This window comes from Citrobacter sp. RHBSTW-00524, from assembly GCF_013747755.1.
In the GTDB taxonomy this organism is placed as follows: Bacteria; Pseudomonadota; Gammaproteobacteria; order Enterobacterales; family Enterobacteriaceae; genus Citrobacter; species Citrobacter braakii.
Genome location: NZ_CP056421.1, coordinates 3,594,975 through 3,611,851 on the forward strand (window position 1 = coordinate 3,594,975; position 16,877 = coordinate 3,611,851).

At 53.0% G+C, this 16,877-nt stretch carries 13 protein-coding genes; 10 read left to right on the forward strand and 3 right to left on the reverse strand.

Translation table 11 applies throughout. From position 1 onward, the window contains the following. The first annotated feature begins 244 nt into the window (after nt 1–244). Nucleotides 245–1,726, forward strand: coding sequence for a dipeptide permease DtpD (dtpD, locus tag HV229_RS17465; RefSeq protein WP_016155995.1), 1,482 nt, complete (start codon nt 245–247; stop codon nt 1,724–1,726). 49 nt (nt 1,727–1,775) lie between these two features. Here the strand turns inward: dtpD and HV229_RS17470 are convergent, their stop codons facing one another. The 3 genes from HV229_RS17470 to HV229_RS17480 form a co-directional block, all read right to left on the reverse strand. Beyond that, entirely contained in the window at nt 1,776–2,702 is a 927-nt protein-coding gene (locus tag HV229_RS17470; protein WP_181546011.1) for an Rpn family recombination-promoting nuclease/putative transposase, read from the reverse strand. A 161-nt stretch (nt 2,703–2,863) separates the two neighbouring features. Continuing rightward, a complete protein-coding gene (gene phrB, locus HV229_RS17475; RefSeq protein WP_181546013.1) occupies nt 2,864–4,282 on the reverse strand; it encodes a deoxyribodipyrimidine photo-lyase in 1,419 nt (472 codons plus the stop codon). 124 nt (nt 4,283–4,406) lie between these two features. Further along, nucleotides 4,407–4,613, reverse strand: coding sequence for a YbfA family protein (locus tag HV229_RS17480; protein ID WP_003022870.1), 207 nt, complete (start codon nt 4,611–4,613; stop codon nt 4,407–4,409). A gap of 308 nt (nt 4,614–4,921) precedes the next feature. Between HV229_RS17480 and kdpF the strand changes: the two genes are divergently transcribed. From kdpF to potE, 9 genes are all read left to right on the forward strand, one after another. Beyond that, nucleotides 4,922–5,011 (forward strand): K(+)-transporting ATPase subunit F, encoded by a 90-nt coding sequence (kdpF, locus tag HV229_RS17485; protein ID WP_001670793.1) that lies wholly within the window; start codon nt 4,922–4,924, stop codon nt 5,009–5,011. Further along, nucleotides 5,011–6,690: a potassium-transporting ATPase subunit KdpA gene (gene kdpA / locus HV229_RS17490; protein WP_046274707.1), complete on the forward strand. Its 1,680-nt coding sequence runs from the start codon at nt 5,011–5,013 to the stop codon at nt 6,688–6,690. The genes kdpF and kdpA overlap by 1 nt, the downstream gene beginning before the upstream one ends. A gap of 20 nt (nt 6,691–6,710) precedes the next feature. Further along, entirely contained in the window at nt 6,711–8,759 is a 2,049-nt protein-coding gene (gene kdpB, locus HV229_RS17495) for a potassium-transporting ATPase subunit KdpB (protein WP_181546015.1), read from the forward strand. An 8-nt stretch (nt 8,760–8,767) separates the two neighbouring features. Next, entirely contained in the window at nt 8,768–9,334 is a 567-nt protein-coding gene (gene kdpC, locus HV229_RS17500) for a potassium-transporting ATPase subunit KdpC (RefSeq protein WP_181546017.1), read from the forward strand. A 10-nt stretch (nt 9,335–9,344) separates the two neighbouring features. Further along, entirely contained in the window at nt 9,345–12,029 is a 2,685-nt protein-coding gene (kdpD, locus tag HV229_RS17505; RefSeq protein ID WP_080859006.1) for a two-component system sensor histidine kinase KdpD, read from the forward strand. Next, nucleotides 12,026–12,703 carry a two-component system response regulator KdpE gene (gene kdpE, locus HV229_RS17510; RefSeq protein ID WP_016152265.1) on the forward strand — a complete coding sequence of 226 codons (678 nt, stop codon included), beginning with the start codon at nt 12,026–12,028 and terminating at the stop codon, nt 12,701–12,703. Before kdpD ends, kdpE begins: the two co-directional genes overlap by 4 nt. Before the next feature lie 278 nt (nt 12,704–12,981). Further along, a complete protein-coding gene (gene speFL, locus HV229_RS17515; protein WP_114149115.1) occupies nt 12,982–13,086 on the forward strand; it encodes a leader peptide SpeFL in 105 nt (34 codons plus the stop codon). Nucleotides 13,087–13,342: 256 nt separating this feature from the next. Next, on the forward strand, nt 13,343–15,541 hold the full coding sequence (speF, locus tag HV229_RS17520) for an ornithine decarboxylase SpeF (RefSeq protein ID WP_016155988.1): 2,199 nt from the start codon (nt 13,343–13,345) through the stop codon (nt 15,539–15,541). Beyond that, complete coding sequence (potE, locus tag HV229_RS17525; protein WP_016155987.1) at nt 15,538–16,857, forward strand: putrescine-ornithine antiporter; 1,320 nt, start codon at nt 15,538–15,540, stop codon at nt 16,855–16,857. The genes speF and potE overlap by 4 nt, the downstream gene beginning before the upstream one ends. Nucleotides 16,858–16,877 lie beyond the last annotated feature (20 nt).

A 16,877-nucleotide genomic window follows, 5' to 3' on the forward strand; every position in this document is an offset into this window, starting at 1 on the left:
AGCTTAGGTTAAAATAGCGTCCCCGCTTGCGTTCGTCGATAGACATTTCACTGACACATCAAGAAACAATCACCCCCGATTTGAACGCAATTTGCTTACCCCCACGCGATCTAATTCATGTATATTTATGCAATCAGACAGCATATTGCAAAAATAATCAGATCTGTATCAAAGTTAAAACTTTAAGGAAACACACTCGCGCAGCACGTTCAGCCTGTTGCGAGGCATTTACTTCGAGAAAAGAATGAATAAACAAGCATCTCAACCACGGGCGATTTATTACGTCGTTGCGCTACAAATTTGGGAATACTTCAGTTTTTACGGCATGCGTGCATTGCTGATCCTGTATCTCACTAACCAGCTTAAGTACGACGATAATCACGCATATGAACTGTTCAGCGCCTACTGCTCGCTGGTCTACGTCACGCCCATTCTTGGGGGATACCTGGCCGATAAAGTGCTCGGCAATCGAATGGCGGTGATGATCGGCGCATTTTTAATGGCAGTGGGACATCTGGTATTGGGCGCCAGCGAAATGGCCCCGGCGTTCCTTTATTTGTCGCTGGCGATTATTGTCTGTGGCTACGGTCTGTTTAAATCCAACATCAGTTGCCTGTTGGGCGAGTTGTATCAGCCTGAAGACCCTCGCCGTGACGGTGGATTCTCTCTGCTCTACGCTGCCGGTAATATTGGTTCAATCATCGCGCCTATTGCCTGCGGCTACGTGCAGGAAGAGTACAGTTGGGCGATGGGCTTTGCGCTGGCGGCGATTGGCATGCTGGCGGGGCTGGTGATTTTCGTATGCGGTAATCGCCATTTCGCCCATACCACCGGCGTCAACAAGGCCGTCTTGTGTGCGAAAAAATATATGCTGCCAAACTGGGCCTGGTTGTTAGTTCTGCTGGTTGCAGCACCGCTGCTGATTACCGTTCTGTTCTGGAAAGAGTGGTCCGTTTACGCACTGATCGTTGCTACTGTTATTGGTCTGGCGGTTCTGGCGAAGATTTACCGCCAGGCGCAGACCCAGAAACAGCGCAAAGAGCTGGGGCTTATCGTTACGCTGACCTTCTTCAGTCTGTTGTTCTGGGCCTTTGCTCAACAGGGCGGCAGTTCGATTAGCCTGTATATCGACCGCTTCGTTAACCGCGATATTCTGGGATATTCCGTCCCTACCGCGATGTTCCAGTCGGTTAACGCCTTTGCCGTTATGCTGTGCGGTATCGTGCTGGCCTGGGTGGTCAAAGAAAGCGTTAGCGGTAATCGTACCGTACGTATCTGGGGTAAATTTGCCCTTGGCCTCGGTTTAATGAGCGCCGGATTCTGTATTCTGACCTTGAGCGCCCGCTGGTCTGCGGCTTACGGTCACTCTTCCATGCCGCTGATGGTATTGGGGCTGGCGGTCATGGGCTTTGCCGAGCTGTTTATCGATCCGGTGGCTATGTCTCAGATTACACGTATCGAGATCCCAGGAGTGACCGGCGTATTAACGGGTATTTACATGCTGCTTTCCGGAGCCATCGCCAACTACCTGGCCGGCGTTATCGCCGATCAGACCTCACAAGGTTCGTTTGACTCGGCGGGCGCTATCAACTATTCCATCAATGCATATATTGATGTCTTTAGCGAAATAACCTGGGGCGCGCTGGCCTGTGTGGTGCTGGTGCTGCTGATTTGGCTGTACCAGTCGCTGAAGTTCAGAAATCGTTCGCTGGCGGTAGAGTCCTGAGTTTACAGGCCCGATGATGTAATAAGATTCGGGCCTGTTCTTCTGGAGATTATGCATGGTTTACAGCCAAATCCGCTTCTGAAACACCGGTCACCAGTTTTACCATTTCGCGTTCTATTCCCTGTTCCAACATGGTTTGCGCTATACGTAATGCCGCTTCTTGTTTTCCTTCTTCTTTGCCTTGTTGTAGTCCTTGTTGTAGACCTTCCTGTAATCCATCTAACCGTAACCGCTCTGCAATAGTCATCAGCCTCTCCTTGTGTTGGGGGATCCGTTGTGCCATCTCTTGCATAAACTCATTAAAGCGAGATTCATCGCCAGATTGTAGAATGTAATTAAACATCGCTTGTAATTGCGTGTCATTAGCGCATCCAGTAAGTAGCAGCGTGGTCAGTTGCTCTACCAGCCCCATCAAATCCCGCCGACGGATATGTTTTTGCATTAATTCCAGCAGCGCCATTCGCCTGTGAGCCATGATCTCATCATCGGGTACCACCGTTATGTCCACCAACGGAAATGCGCTGGAATAAAGTTGTCTTGCCGCCACGGAGTCGGCAAAGGCATCCAGCCAGCACAACGAGTACGGATAGGGGCTTCGGCAGCCATGATAAAACAGCATCGGTATCACCAGCGGCAGCTCCTTATGCCCTGCGTCCAGATGGCGCTGCATCGCCGCCATCGCATAACGCAACAGACGAAAAGCCATATGCGGCTCGGCTGAACTTTGATGCTCTAAAACCACATAGATATAACCGTCGCCGTCGCGTGTGTGCAAAGACCAGAGCACGTCGGAGTAGCGCGAACGTAAATCCGCTTCAATAAAGCTTTCTGACTCCAGCTTCAGCGAATTCAAATCGCAAAGCGTCCGCAGTTCAGCTGGCAGGTGAATGTCGAGAAAATCCCGCGCAGTTTCGGGATGATGTAAAAACGTTTTAAACACCGCATCGTGCGGTGTGGATGTCGTTGGCGTTGTCATTAATTTCCGTCATCTGAATGAAGATGACGGAAATTTACTGCTGAGGGAAAACTTATGCAGCAGGGTATTCACGGCACTGAGAGCACGTTTCAGCGCTAAAAGCTCCCGGCTGCAACATGTTCATTCTGCTGGAAGGCATTACGCAGAAATCCGTCACATACTTATCCCTTGCGCGCCACCTCATAGGCCGCCAACATCGCCAGTCTTGCCTGTTTATGATCGACAATCGGACGAGGATAGTTAAGCGTAACCTGCGCTTTTTCAGCCCACGTCCACGGATCATGAATGGCTTTACCCGGCACATCGCGCAGTTCCGGCAGCCACTGGCGGATAAACTCGCCGTCGCGATCAAATTTTTCGCCCTGAGTCGTGGGGTTAAAGATACGGAAATACGGTGCGGCGTCGGTCCCGGTTGAGGCCGCCCACTGCCAGCCGCCGTTATTGGCCGCCAGATCGCCATCGATCAGTTGCGACATAAAATATTGCTCGCCTTTACGCCAGTCGATCAGCAGATCTTTCACTAAAAAACTGGCCGTAATCATGCGTAATCGATTATGCATCCAGCCCGTGGCGTTGAGCTGACGCATCGCCGCATCCACAATCGGGTATCCCGTGTTCCCTGTTTGCCAGGCTTGCAAATGTGCCGGATTATTCTGCCATTGCACGCGATCGGTCCAACGGATAAACGGTTGATGCCGACACAGCGCCGGATGGTAAGTCATCAGATGACGATAAAATTCACGCCAGATAAGTTCATTCAGCCAGACGCTGCCTTCCCCTCCTTCAAGCGCCAGCGGCTGCTCCGCGAGCAGTCGATTCAGGCACTGGCGCGGCGACAATCCCCCTGTCGCCAGGCTCGCGGATAATCGACTGGTACCGTCAACCGCAGGGAAATCACGCCGTTGCTCATATTCTCTCGCGGCCTGCTGGCAAAACTGGCGTAATTGCGCGATAGCCAGTTTTTCTTCTGCCACAAACCGCTGCGTATCAAAATCTTGCTGCGGATAGCTCAGCGTTATTGATGTTAACGGAGCGTCAAGAGCGCCGCTTTCTCTCACCTTCGGCGCACTAACGCATTCTGGAACACCCTCTTTAATCCGCTTCAGCCAGGCATTTTTAAACGGTGTAAAGACTTTATACATCTCGTGATTGCCGGTCATGACCGCCCCTGGAGGCAGGATCACGCTGTCGTCAAACCCTTCACACACCACATGGGGTAGTACCTTCTCAACGGCGACATCACGCTGACGTTCGTTTATTTCGTATTGATAGTTATAAAACAATCGGCTGACGCTATGCTGTGCGCAGACGTTTTTGACGGTTTCCACGCTGGCCGCAAAATCTGCGACTTCATCAAACAGAAGCGGGATGCCTTTTTCCGCCAGCGCCGTCTGCAACGCATTCAACTGCGCACTCACAAAGGCCGCCTGACGTGGGGCCATTTCATGCGCCTTCCACTGCTCAGGAGTAGAGATATATAGCGCGATGACCTGCGCAGTACGATCCCGACAAGCCGCCGCCAGCGCGAGGTTGTCATGCAGACGTAAATCACGTCGAAACCAGACCAGATGGGTGGTCATAATACTCCCGGATATAAATTAATCATTGCCACTCGTTATCTATTACACCGACAAGTGTAGACGTCGGCGCATAAAAAAAACCGCCACATTACTGTGAGCGGTTTTCTTGAGCAAGAACGATAACTTAGTAGAAATCGCAGGTGGCTTTTTCAGCCTGCTCCATCCACACCGGTTTATCACTGGTTTTAGACCAGACGCGGTGCAGGTAGCTGTAAAAACGAGCGCGGTCTTTCCAGAACAGCATGACCGGTAGCGCCAGCACGCCCGCCACTACGGCAAAGGTACGGCGCAAGAAAACAATGTGTGCTGGATATTCTTTATAAAAGTCCATAATCCTCTCCCATATATCTGTTCGGTGAATAGCACCGGAAAAATAAACTTGGTTAACTGATGAAAATAATACCGCCTTGTGTGTAATTTTGCTACTCATCCGACCACTTATTTTTATCTATTGATGCTCCGTTTAGCATAAAACCGTAATTAAGTTACATAAAGGTTAAATTAATACTAACCATTAGTTAAATAATGGTTTTTGCCATTTTTATACTTTTTTTACACCCCACCCGCTGATTTTTGCGAAATCTTTGCAAGCAAAAACCTACGCTCTGGTTATCACATTTATGCCACTGGAGGTGCACTGTGAGTGCAGGCGTGATAACCGGCATTGTGCTGGTCTTTTTATTATTAGGTTACCTGGTCTATGCCCTGATCAATGCGGAGGCGTTCTGATGGCAGCCCAAGGATTTTTACTCATTGCCAGTTTCTTGCTGGTGCTATTTGTCATCGCCAGACCGTTGGGATTTGGGCTGGCGCGACTGATCAACAATACGCCCCTGCCGGGTCTGGTTGGCGCGGAGCATTTACTCTGGCGCGGTCTGGGCATCTCGCAGCAGGAGATGAACTGGCGGCAGTATCTGCTGGCTATCCTTGCTCTCAATGCGCTGGGCCTGCTGGTCCTGTTTTCGATGCTAATGGCGCAAAACTTGCTGCCGCTAAATCCCCAGCAACTGCCAGGGCTTTCGTGGGATCTGGCGCTCAACACGGCGGTGAGTTTTGTCACTAATACCAACTGGCAATCCTATGCTGGCGAAACCACCTTAAGCTATTTCAGCCAGATGGCTGGATTGACTGTGCAGAATTTCCTGTCTGCGGCGACCGGAATTGCGGTGATTTTTGCCCTGACCCGCGCTTTCACACGCCAGAGTATGAACACGCTGGGCAACGCCTGGGTCGATCTGGTTCGCATTACGCTGTGGATCCTCGTCCCTATTGCGTTGCTCATTGCCCTGTTCTTCATTCAGCAAGGTACGTTGCAAAACATATTGCCTTATCAGCCCATCACCACCCTTGAAGGGGTGAAACAGCTGCTGCCAATGGGGCCAGTCGCCTCACAGGAAGCGATTAAGATGCTCGGCACTAACGGAGGGGGATTCTTTAACGCTAACTCATCGCATCCGTTTGAAAACCCAACCGCACTAACCAATCTGGTACAGATGCTGGCTATTTTCTTAATTCCCACCGCGCTGTGTTTTGCCTTTGGTGATGTAGTGGGCGATCGTCGTCAGGGGCGGACCTTACTGTGGGCCATGTCACTGATTTTTGCAGTCTGCGTTGCCGTCGTGATGTGGGCCGAAGTTCAGGGCAACCCGCACCTGATGGCATTCGGTGCCGACAGCAATATCAACATGGAGGGCAAGGAGAGCCGCTTTGGCGTGCTGGCCACGAGTCTCTTTTCCGTCGTCACCACAGCAGCATCCTGCGGGGCTGTCGATGCGATGCATGACTCCTTTACCGCACTGGGCGGCATGGTACCTATGTGGCTGATGCAGATTGGTGAAGTGGTCTTCGGCGGTGTGGGTTCAGGTCTGTACGGCATGCTGCTGTTCGTGCTGCTGGCGGTATTTATCGCCGGGTTAATGATTGGCCGTACGCCGGAGTATCTGGGTAAGAAAATCGACGTGCGCGAAATGAAAATGACCGCGCTGGCGATTCTGGTCACCCCTACGCTGGTCCTGCTCGGGACAGCGATCGCCATGATGAGCGATGCCGGGCGCAGCGCCATGCTTAATCCAGGTCCTCACGGCTTTAGTGAAGTCCTGTATGCCGTGTCGTCTGCCTCGAACAACAACGGTAGCGCCTTTGCCGGATTAAGCGCCAATAGCCCGTTCTGGAACTGCCTGCTGGCCCTGTGCATGTTCTTCGGTCGCTTCGGCGTGATCATCCCCGTGATGGCTATTGCCGGGTCGCTGGTCAGTAAAAAGATCCAGCCAGCAAGCCCAGGCACGCTACCTACCCACGGCGCGCTGTTTGTCGGGTTGTTAATCGGTACGGTGTTACTGGTTGGCGCTCTCACCTTTGTTCCTGCCCTGGCGCTTGGCCCGGTCGCAGAATACCTGTCATTACACTGAGTGATGCGGAGCACATTACTATGAGTCGCAAGCAACTGGCGCTGTTCGAACCCTCTCTGGTCGCACAGGCGCTGATGGACGCAGTGAAAAAATTAAGCCCACATACCCAGTGGCGTAACCCGGTGATGTTCATCGTCTGGCTGGGCAGTTTGTTAACGACACTGTTAACGGTAGCGATGGCAACAAACCATATGCAGGGCAATCCGTGGTTTACCGGCGCGATAAGTCTGTGGCTGTGGATTACCGTACTGTTTGCCAACTTTGCTGAGGCGCTGGCGGAAGGTCGCAGTAAAGCTCAGGCTAACAGCCTAAAGGGAGTCAAAAAAACCGCCTTTGCCCGCAAACTTCGCGAACCCAAATACGACGCGGCGATGGATCACGTTCCTGCTGATGATTTACGGAAAGGGGATATCGTGCTGGTGGAAGCTGGCGATATCATCCCATGTGACGGCGAGGTCATTGAAGGTGGCGCATCAGTAGATGAAAGTGCCATTACCGGTGAATCCGCGCCTGTGATTCGTGAATCTGGTGGCGATTTCGCCTCCGTCACCGGCGGCACCCGCATCCTCTCCGACTGGCTGGTTATCGAATGCAGCGTCAACCCTGGTGAAACGTTCCTCGACCGGATGATCGCCATGGTTGAAGGCGCGCAGCGGCGTAAAACGCCCAATGAAATCGCCCTGACGATCCTGCTGATTGCCCTGACCATTATCTTTTTGCTGGCGACCGCCACGCTATGGCCGTTTTCCGCCTGGGGTGGTAGTGCGGTCAGCATCACGGTGCTGGTTGCCTTGCTTGTGTGCTTGATCCCTACAACGATAGGCGGACTGCTCTCAGCGATTGGCGTCGCCGGGATGAGCCGCATGCTGGGCGCGAATGTCATCGCTACCAGCGGACGTGCAGTAGAGGCGGCAGGTGACGTAGACGTACTGCTGCTGGATAAAACAGGCACCATTACGCTGGGTAACCGTCAGGCTTCAGATTTTCTGCCCGCCCACGGCGTGGACGAAAAAACGTTGGCCGACGCCGCACAGCTTTCATCGCTGGCCGATGAAACGCCGGAAGGCCGCAGCATCGTGATCCTGGCAAAACAGCGCTTTAATCTGCGTATTCGCGACGTGCAATCGCTGCACGCTACCTTTGTGCCGTTTACCGCCCAAAGCCGGATGAGCGGCATCAACATCGACAACCGAATGATCCGCAAAGGGTCGGTCGATGCCATTCGTCGGCACGTTGAAGCCAACGGCGGCCACTTTCCCGCCGATGTGGAGCAGAAGGTCGAAAGCGTCGCTCGCCTTGGCGCAACGCCGCTGGTGGTTGCCGAAGGCTCCCACGTACTGGGCGTGATTGCGCTGAAAGATATTGTGAAAGGCGGGATCAAAGAACGTTTTGCTCAACTGCGCAAAATGGGGATTAAAACGGTGATGATCACCGGCGATAACCGCCTGACCGCTGCCGCGATCGCCGCTGAGGCCGGAGTGGATGACTTCTTAGCTGAAGCCACGCCGGAAGCCAAGCTGGCGCTGATTCGTCAGTATCAAGCGGAAGGTCGTCTGGTGGCGATGACCGGCGACGGAACCAATGACGCTCCAGCCCTGGCGCAGGCCGACGTTGCGGTCGCCATGAACTCGGGAACTCAGGCAGCGAAAGAAGCAGGTAACATGGTGGATCTCGACTCCAACCCCACCAAACTGATTGAAGTAGTGCACATTGGTAAACAAATGCTGATGACGCGCGGTTCGCTGACCACTTTCAGTATTGCCAACGACGTCGCGAAGTATTTCGCTATTATCCCGGCCGCCTTCGCCGCCACCTATCCGCAGCTCAATGCGCTGAACGTGATGGGACTGCATTCGCCAGACTCGGCGATCCTCAGCGCGGTTATCTTTAACGCGCTGGTTATCGTCTTTCTGATCCCGCTGGCGCTAAAAGGCGTGAGCTACAAACCTTTGTCCGCATCCGCGATGTTGCGCCGCAATTTGTGGATCTATGGTCTGGGCGGTTTGGTTGTGCCGTTTATCGGTATCAAAGCGATTGATTTACTGCTGACCCTGCTGGGTCTGGTGTGAGGTTTCAGATGAGTGGATTACGTCCTGCATTATCAACATTGATTTTCCTGATGCTTATCACCGGCGGGGCTTACCCGTTGCTAACTACTGTGCTGGGGCAGTGGTGGTTTCCCCACCAGGCTAACGGTTCGCTTCTTAGCGAAGGTCAGGTTGTTCGCGGCTCTGAGCTCATCGGGCAACATTTTACCGCTGCCGGTTATTTTCAGGGGCGTCCGTCTGCCACAGCTGAAATGCCCTATAATCCAATGGCTTCAGGCGGCAGTAATCTGGCAGCCAGCAACCCGGAACTGGATAAACAGCTGCAAAGCCGGATTGCCGCACTGCGTGCCGCCAACCCGCAGGCAAGTCCTGCCGTCCCGGTAGAGCTGGTAACGGCTTCTTCCAGCGGGCTGGATAACAACCTGACGCCAGCCGCGGTGGCCTGGCAAATTCCCCGCGTGGCGCAGGCTCGCAACCTCAGCGTTGAAGAGGTTACGCGGTTGGTTGCACAATATACGCAAAAGCCGTTGGTCAGTTTTATCGGTCAGCCGGTGGTGAACCTGGTGGAACTTAATTTAGCGCTGGATAAGCACTGAGAAAAAGGACATGCATAACGAACCCTTACGCCCCGACCCCGATCGCCTGCTGGAGCAGACCACGGCCCCGCACCGGGGAAAACTGAAAATTTTCTTCGGTGCCTGTGCTGGCGTCGGCAAAACCTGGGCCATGCTGGCAGAGGCCCAGCGACTGCGGGCGCAAGGGTTAGATGTGCTGATTGGCGTGGTGGAAACCCATGGACGCAAAGAGACCGCCGCGCTGTTGGACGGCCTCAGCATCTTGCCGCTAAAGCGACAGGCGCGTCACGGCCGCCATATCAATGAGTTCGATCTCGACGCGGCGCTGGCCCGCCGTCCGGCGCTCATTTTGATGGATGAACTGGCGCACAGTAATGCGCCAGGCTCACGGCATCCTAAGCGCTGGCAGGACATTGAAGAGCTGCTGGAAGCCGGGATTGATGTCTTTACTACCGTTAACGTGCAGCATCTGGAAAGTCTCAATGACGTGGTCAGCGGCGTTACCGGCATTCAGGTTCGTGAAACCGTACCCGACCCTTTTTTCGATGCCGCCGACGATGTGGTGCTGGTCGATCTCCCCCCCGACGATTTGCGCCAGCGCCTGAACGAAGGCAAGGTTTATATCGCCGGTCAGGCAGAAAGAGCAATTGAGCATTTCTTTCGCAAAGGTAATCTGATCGCGCTACGTGAACTTGCCCTGCGCCGCACGGCTGATCGGGTAGACGATCAGATGCGCGCCTGGCGAGGACGTCCGGGAGAGGAGAAAGTCTGGCATACCCGCGACGCTATTTTACTGTGCATTGGGCACAATACCGGCAGCGAAAAACTGGTACGCGCCGCCGCACGTCTGGCGGCGCGTCTCGGCAGCGTCTGGCATGCGGTGTATGTCGAAACGCCAGCGCTGCACCGACTGCCCGAAAAACAACGCCGCGCAATTTTAAGCGCTCTGCGGCTGGCTCAGGAGTTAGGCGCAGAAACAGCTACCCTTTCCGACCCCGCCGAAGACAAAGCGGTCATCCACTATGCCCGTGAGCATAATCTGGGAAAAATTGTGCTCGGGCGTCCGACTTCGCGTCGCTGGTGGCGTAGCGATTCCTTTGCCGACAAACTCGCTCATCGCGCACCGGATCTCGACCTGATGATTGTTGCGCTCGATGAGCCCCCTTCACGCCCTGTGCTGCAAACGGCTGATAGTCGCACCTTTAAGGATAAATGGCGGGTACAAATTCAGGGTTGTGTGGTTGCCGTTGCGCTGTGCGCCATCATTACGCTAATCGCCATGCAGTGGCTAATGGCCTTTGACGCCGCCAACCTGGTGATGATCTATTTATTGGGTGTGGTGGTTATCGCACTCTTTTACGGACGCTGGCCATCAGTACTGGCAACCTTTATTAACGTCGCCAGCTTCGATCTCTTCTTTATTGCCCCACGCGGGACGCTGGCCGTTTCAGACGTTCAGTACCTGCTCACCTTTGCCGTAATGCTAACGGTAGGGCTGGTTATTGGTAATCTGACCGCCGGGGTGCGTTATCAGGCGCGGGTAGCGCGTTATCGTGAACAGCGTACGCGTCATTTGTATGAGATGTCGAAAGCGCTGGCCGTCGGTCGGAGTCAGACGGATATCGCCGCCACCAGTGAACAGTTTATCGCTTCAACGTTTCAGGCCCGCAGCCAGGTTTTACTGCCCGGTGAGAACGGCAAGCTGGCCCCGCTCACCCATCAACAGGGCATGACGCCGTGGGATGACGCCATTGCCCAATGGAGCTTTGACAAAGGGCAACCGGCCGGTGCAGGCACCGACACGTTACCGGGCGTGCCGTATCAGATTTTACCGTTAAAAAGCGCCGATAAAACGCATGGGCTGCTGGTAGTCGAACCGGGAAATTTACGCCAGCTTATGATCCCCGAACAGCAACGCCTGCTGGAAACCTTCACTCTACTGGTAGCCAGTGCGCTGGAGCGCCTGACGCTGACCGCCAGCGAAGAGCAGGCGCGGTTTGCCAGCGAGCGCGAAAGCATTCGCAACGCCCTGCTCGCTGCTCTGTCCCACGATTTACGCACGCCGTTGACGGTGTTGTTCGGTCAGGCGGAAATCTTAACACTGGATCTGGCCAGCGAGGGATCGCCGCACGCGCGCCAGGCCAGTGAGATTCGCCAGCACGTTCTGAATACTACCCGACTGGTTAATAACCTGCTGGATATGGCGCGAATTCAGTCTGGCGGCTTTAATCTTAAGAAGGAGTGGTTAACGCTGGAAGAGGTGGTCGGCAGCGCCCTGCAGATGCTGGAGCCCGGTCTCTCTGCCCCGATAAATCTGTCGTTACCTGAACCGTTAACACTGATTCACGTCGATGGTCCGCTCTTTGAACGGGTGCTGATTAACCTGTTGGAAAACGCCGTCAAATACGCGGGTCCACAGGCGCAAATCGGTATTGATGCCAGCGTCGATGGCGCACATCTGCAACTGGACGTCTGGGATAACGGGCCGGGTATTCCGTCGGGTATGGAACAGCGCGTTTTTGACAAATTTTCCCGGGGAAATAAAGAGTCATCGGTGCCCGGCGTTGGGCTGGGGCTGGCAATTTGTCAGGCTATTGTGGACGTGCACGGCGGTACTATTTCGGTCCACAATCGCGCGCAGGGAGGAGCCTGTTTTCGTGTTACACTGCCCCAGGAAATTCCCCCTGAACTTGAAGATTTTCATGAGGATATGTGACGAACGTACTGATTGTTGAAGATGAACATGCCATTCGCCGCTTTCTGCGCACCGCGCTGGAAGCCGATGGCCTGCGTGTATATGAAGCGGAAACGCTGCAACGTGGTCTGTTGGAAGCCGCCACGCGAAAACCCGATCTCATCATTCTCGATCTCGGCCTGCCGGACGGCGACGGCATTGATTTTATTCGCGACCTGCGACAATGGAGCGCGATTCCGGTGATTGTGCTTTCAGCCCGCAGTGAGGAAAGCGATAAAATTGCTGCGCTGGATGCCGGTGCCGATGACTATCTCAGTAAACCCTTTGGTATTGGCGAGCTACAGGCGAGATTGCGCGTGGCATTGCGTCGCCACGCCAGCGGTGCGTCTCCCGAACCGGTGGTACATTTTTCCAACGTCAAAGTGGATATTGCCGCGCGCCTCGTTCACCGTGGTGACGAGGAAATTCATTTGACGCCGATTGAGTTTCGTCTGTTAGCGGTTCTGCTAAATAATGCCGGGAAGGTACTGACGCAACGCCAGTTGTTAAATCAGGTTTGGGGACCAAACGCCGTCGAACATAGTCACTATCTACGTATTTATATGGGACACCTGCGCCAGAAGCTGGAACTGGACCCGGCCCGTCCGCGTCATTTTCTGACCGAAACCGGAATTGGCTATCGGTTTATGCCGTGAATTCTTATTCATTTTTTCTGATTAATTAATAAATATATTTTTCATTACTCACTCCACTGCATAATACTTATTATGCAGCCAGTAGAATATTGTAAAAAAATAATAAAATACAAATAAATAACATATAAACAACAAAACAGCATCTTGTCCCGCACTATGCATAAATGGCGACTAAATATTTTATAAACGATCGTTTTTTATTGATCTTCTTCACAGTTCATAGCCATTTCCTGGATAAAATACCCGCACCTTCCACTTATCCAGTAAAGGTAACTAAAATGGAAAATAATAGCCGTACAATGCCACATATAAGGCGAACAACGCATATTATGATGTTTGCCCACCGCAACAGTTTCGACTTTCATTTCTTTAATGCCCGTTAGTCTTCCGACTAAGGGCACTCAAGTATACAGGTCTTCCTGACTCTCTGTATCGCAGGCTAACGCCTGTATCCGCAGTGCTCTCCCTGCATAACCCTGTATTACCTGTGACCGGACCGGTTAGGGTTTATTGCATCTTCAAAAAAGCAATTTACTGATTTATTTATCAGCGGTATGACTTTGCTTTTTTTTCCGGAGTTATCAATTTCTCATTTGAGAAATTGAGGACCTGCTATTACCTAAAAATAAAGAGATGAAAATGTCAGAATTAAAAATTGCCGTAAGCCGTTCCTGTCCTGATTGTTTTTCTACGCAGCGTTCTTGCGTAAATATCGATGAAAGTAATTTTATTGATGTTGCTGCTATCGTGTTATCCATCAATGATATTGAACGTGGAAAACTCGATGAAATTGACGCCACCGGCTATGGGATTCCTGTTTTTATCGCCACCGAAAATGAAGAACGTGTTCCATCTGAACATCTGCCGCGGATCTCAGGTGTATTCGAATGTAATGAAGCCCGTACCGCCTTTTATGGCCGGCAGTTAGAAACCGCCGCCAGCCATTATGAAACGCAGTTACGTCCGCCGTTCTTCCGTGCGCTTGTCGACTATGTCAATCAGGGTAACAGCGCCTTTGATTGTCCTGGTCATCAGGGGGGCGAGTTTTTCCGTCGCCATCCTGCGGGTAATCAGTTTGTCGAATATTTCGGCGAAACACTTTTCCGCTCCGATTTGTGTAATGCCGATGTCGCAATGGGTGATCTGCTGATTCACGAAGGCGCTCCCTGCATCGCACAACAGCACGCAGCTAAAGTTTTCAACGCGGATAAGACCTACTTTGTACTGAACGGGACCTCCTCATCGAACAAAGTGGTGCTTAACGCATTGCTCACCCCAGGCGATCTGGTGTTATTCGACCGCAACAACCACAAGTCAAACCACCACGGCGCGTTATTGCAGGCCGGGGCAACGCCGGTATATCTGGAAACCGCGCGTAACCCGTACGGCTTTATCGGCGGGATCGACGCGCACTGCTTTGAAGAAGGCTATCTACGTGAACAGGTGAGTGAAGTTGCGCCACAACGTTCGAAAGATGAGCGTCCGTTCCGTCTGGCCGTGATTCAGTTAGGTACCTACGACGGCACAATCTATAACGCCCGTCAGGTGGTGGATAAGATCGGTCATCTGTGCGACTACATCCTGTTTGACTCCGCGTGGGTTGGCTATGAGCAGTTTATTCCGATGATGGCCGATTGCTCTCCGCTGTTGCTGGATCTTAACGAAAATGACCCCGGCATTCTGGTCACCCAGTCAGTGCACAAACAACAGGCAGGCTTCTCTCAGACTTCGCAGATCCACAAAAAAGACAGCCATATTAAAGGCCAGTCTCGCTACGTGCCTCATAAACGAATGAATAACGCGTTCATGATGCACGCCTCCACCAGCCCGTTCTATCCGCTCTTTGCCGCACTGGACATCAACGCCAAAATGCATGAAGGCGTCAGCGGGCGCAACATGTGGATGGACTGCGTCGTCAACGGAATTGATACTCGTAAGTTGATCCTGGAAAACTGCCACCATATCCGCCCATTCGTGCCGGAGATAGTAGAAGGTAAACCGTGGCAGGCTTATCCCACCGCTGAAATCGCCAGCGACCTGCGTTTCTTCCATTTTGTCCCAGGTGAACACTGGCATGCTTTTGAAGGGTATGCCGAACACCAGTACTTTGTGGATCCATGCAAATTGCTGCTCACCACTCCGGGTATTAATGCGCGTAACGGCGAATACGATACCTTCGGCGTTCCGGCTACCATTCTGGCTAACTTCCTGCGCGAAAATGGTGTGGTGCCCGAAAAATGCGACCTCAACTCCATCCTGTTCCTGCTGACCCCCGCAGAAGATATGGCGAAGTTGCAGCAGCTTGTCGCCCTGCTGGTACGTTTCGAAAAACTGCTGGAAGCCGATGCCCCGCTAGCCGAGGTTCTGCCCTCGATCTACAAGCAGCATGAAGCCCGTTACGCCGGTTACACCCTGCGCCAGCTGTGCCAGGAGATGCACGATTTGTATGCGCGTCACAACGTGAAGCAGCTACAGAAAGAGATGTTCCGTAAGGCACATTTCCCGCGCGTCAGCATGAATCCCCAGGATGCCAATTATGCATATCTGCGTGGTGAAGTTGAACTGGTGCGTCTGCCGGACGCTGAAGGTCGCATCGCGGCAGAAGGCGCGCTGCCTTATCCTCCGGGCGTGCTGTGTGTGGTTCCGGGTGAAATCTGGGGCGGTTCAGTATTACGTTACTTCAGCGCACTGGAAGAAGGAATCAATTTGCTACCGGGTTTTGCGCCTGAACTCCAGGGTGTCTACATCGAAGAACACGACGGTCGTAAACAGGTGTGGTGCTACGTGATAAAGCAACAAAGCGCGCAACCCGCTCTGTTGAAAGGGGAAATGTTATGAGCAAAGCCAAATCCAACAAAATGGGCGTCGTCCAGCTCACTATCCTGACCATGGTTAATATGATGGGATCCGGAATCATCATGTTGCCCACCAAGCTTGCGGAAGTCGGTACTATCTCGATCATCTCGTGGCTGGTGACTGCTGTCGGTTCAATGGCGCTGGCCTGGGCCTTCGCAAAATGCGGTATGTTCAGCCGTAAATCTGGCGGTATGGGGGGTTACGCTGAATACGCCTTTGGCAAATCCGGTAACTTTATGGCGAACTACACTTATGGCGTTTCGCTGTTAATCGCCAACGTGGCTATCGCCATCTCTGCCGTTGGCTACGGTACCGAGCTGTTTGGCGCCACACTGACGCCGGTGCAGATTGGCCTGGCAACCATTGGTGTACTGTGGATCTGTACCGTGGCTAACTTTGGCGGGGCGCGCATTACCGGGCAGATCAGCAGCATCACCGTTTGGGGCGTCATTATTCCGGTTGTCGGTCTGTGTATCATCGGCTGGTTCTGGTTCAGTCCGACGCTGTACGCTAACTCCTGGAATCCACACCACGTCCCGTTCTTCACGGCTGTCGGCTCTTCCATTGCGATGACCTTGTGGGCTTTTCTGGGTCTGGAATCGGCCTGCGCCAACGCTGAAGTGGTAGACAACCCGGAACGCAACGTGCCCATCGCCGTATTGGGCGGTACGCTGGGCGCTGCGGTGATTTACATCATCTCCACCAACGTGATAGCCGGGATTGTGCCGAATATGGATCTGGCTAACTCTACGGCACCGTTCGGTTTAGCCTTCGCACAAATGTTCACCCCGGAAGTCGGTAAGGTGATCATGGCGCTGATGGTGATGTCCTGCTGCGGTTCACTGCTGGGCTGGCAGTTCACTATCGCTCAGGTATTCAAATCGTCGGCTGATGGGGGTTACTTCCCTAAAATCTTCTCTCGCGTGACCAAAGTAGACGCGCCGGTACAGGGGATGCTGGCTATCGTGATCATCCAGAGTGGTTTATCGCTGATGACTATCAGCCCGTCACTGAACAGTCAGTTCAACGTGCTGGTCAACCTGGCGGTGGTAACGAACATCATTCCGTATATTCTGTCGATGGCCGCGCTGGTAATTATTCAAAAAATGGCGAATGTTCCGTCGTCAAAAGCGAAACCGGCGAACTTCGTGGCGTTTGTTGGCGCATTGTACAGCTTCTATGCGCTCTACTCCTCTGGCGAAGAAGCAATGCTTTATGGTTCTATCGTGACCTTCCTCGGCTGGACGCTGTATGGCCTGGTATCACCGCGTTTTGAACTGAAAAATAAGCATAGTTAAATCCTGGCATAAAAAAGCCC

Excerpts from the sequence above, each read along its gene's own strand:
- dtpD (WP_016155995.1), top strand. The coding sequence starts at position 245 with ATGAATAAACAAGCATCTCAACCACGGGCGATTTATTACGTCGTTGCG.
- HV229_RS17470 (WP_181546011.1), bottom strand. The coding sequence starts at position 2,702 with ATGACAACGCCAACGACATCCACACCGCACGATGCGGTGTTTAAAACG.
- phrB (WP_181546013.1), bottom strand. The coding sequence starts at position 4,282 with ATGACCACCCATCTGGTCTGGTTTCGACGTGATTTACGTCTGCATGAC.
- HV229_RS17480 (WP_003022870.1), bottom strand. The coding sequence starts at position 4,613 with ATGGACTTTTATAAAGAATATCCAGCACACATTGTTTTCTTGCGCCGT.
- kdpA (WP_046274707.1), top strand. The coding sequence starts at position 5,011 with ATGGCAGCCCAAGGATTTTTACTCATTGCCAGTTTCTTGCTGGTGCTA.
- kdpB (WP_181546015.1), top strand. The coding sequence starts at position 6,711 with ATGAGTCGCAAGCAACTGGCGCTGTTCGAACCCTCTCTGGTCGCACAG.
- kdpC (WP_181546017.1), top strand. The coding sequence starts at position 8,768 with ATGAGTGGATTACGTCCTGCATTATCAACATTGATTTTCCTGATGCTT.
- kdpD (WP_080859006.1), top strand. The coding sequence starts at position 9,345 with ATGCATAACGAACCCTTACGCCCCGACCCCGATCGCCTGCTGGAGCAG.
- speFL (WP_114149115.1), top strand. The coding sequence starts at position 12,982 with ATGGAAAATAATAGCCGTACAATGCCACATATAAGGCGAACAACGCAT.
- speF (WP_016155988.1), top strand. The coding sequence starts at position 13,343 with ATGTCAGAATTAAAAATTGCCGTAAGCCGTTCCTGTCCTGATTGTTTT.
- potE (WP_016155987.1), top strand. The coding sequence starts at position 15,538 with ATGAGCAAAGCCAAATCCAACAAAATGGGCGTCGTCCAGCTCACTATC.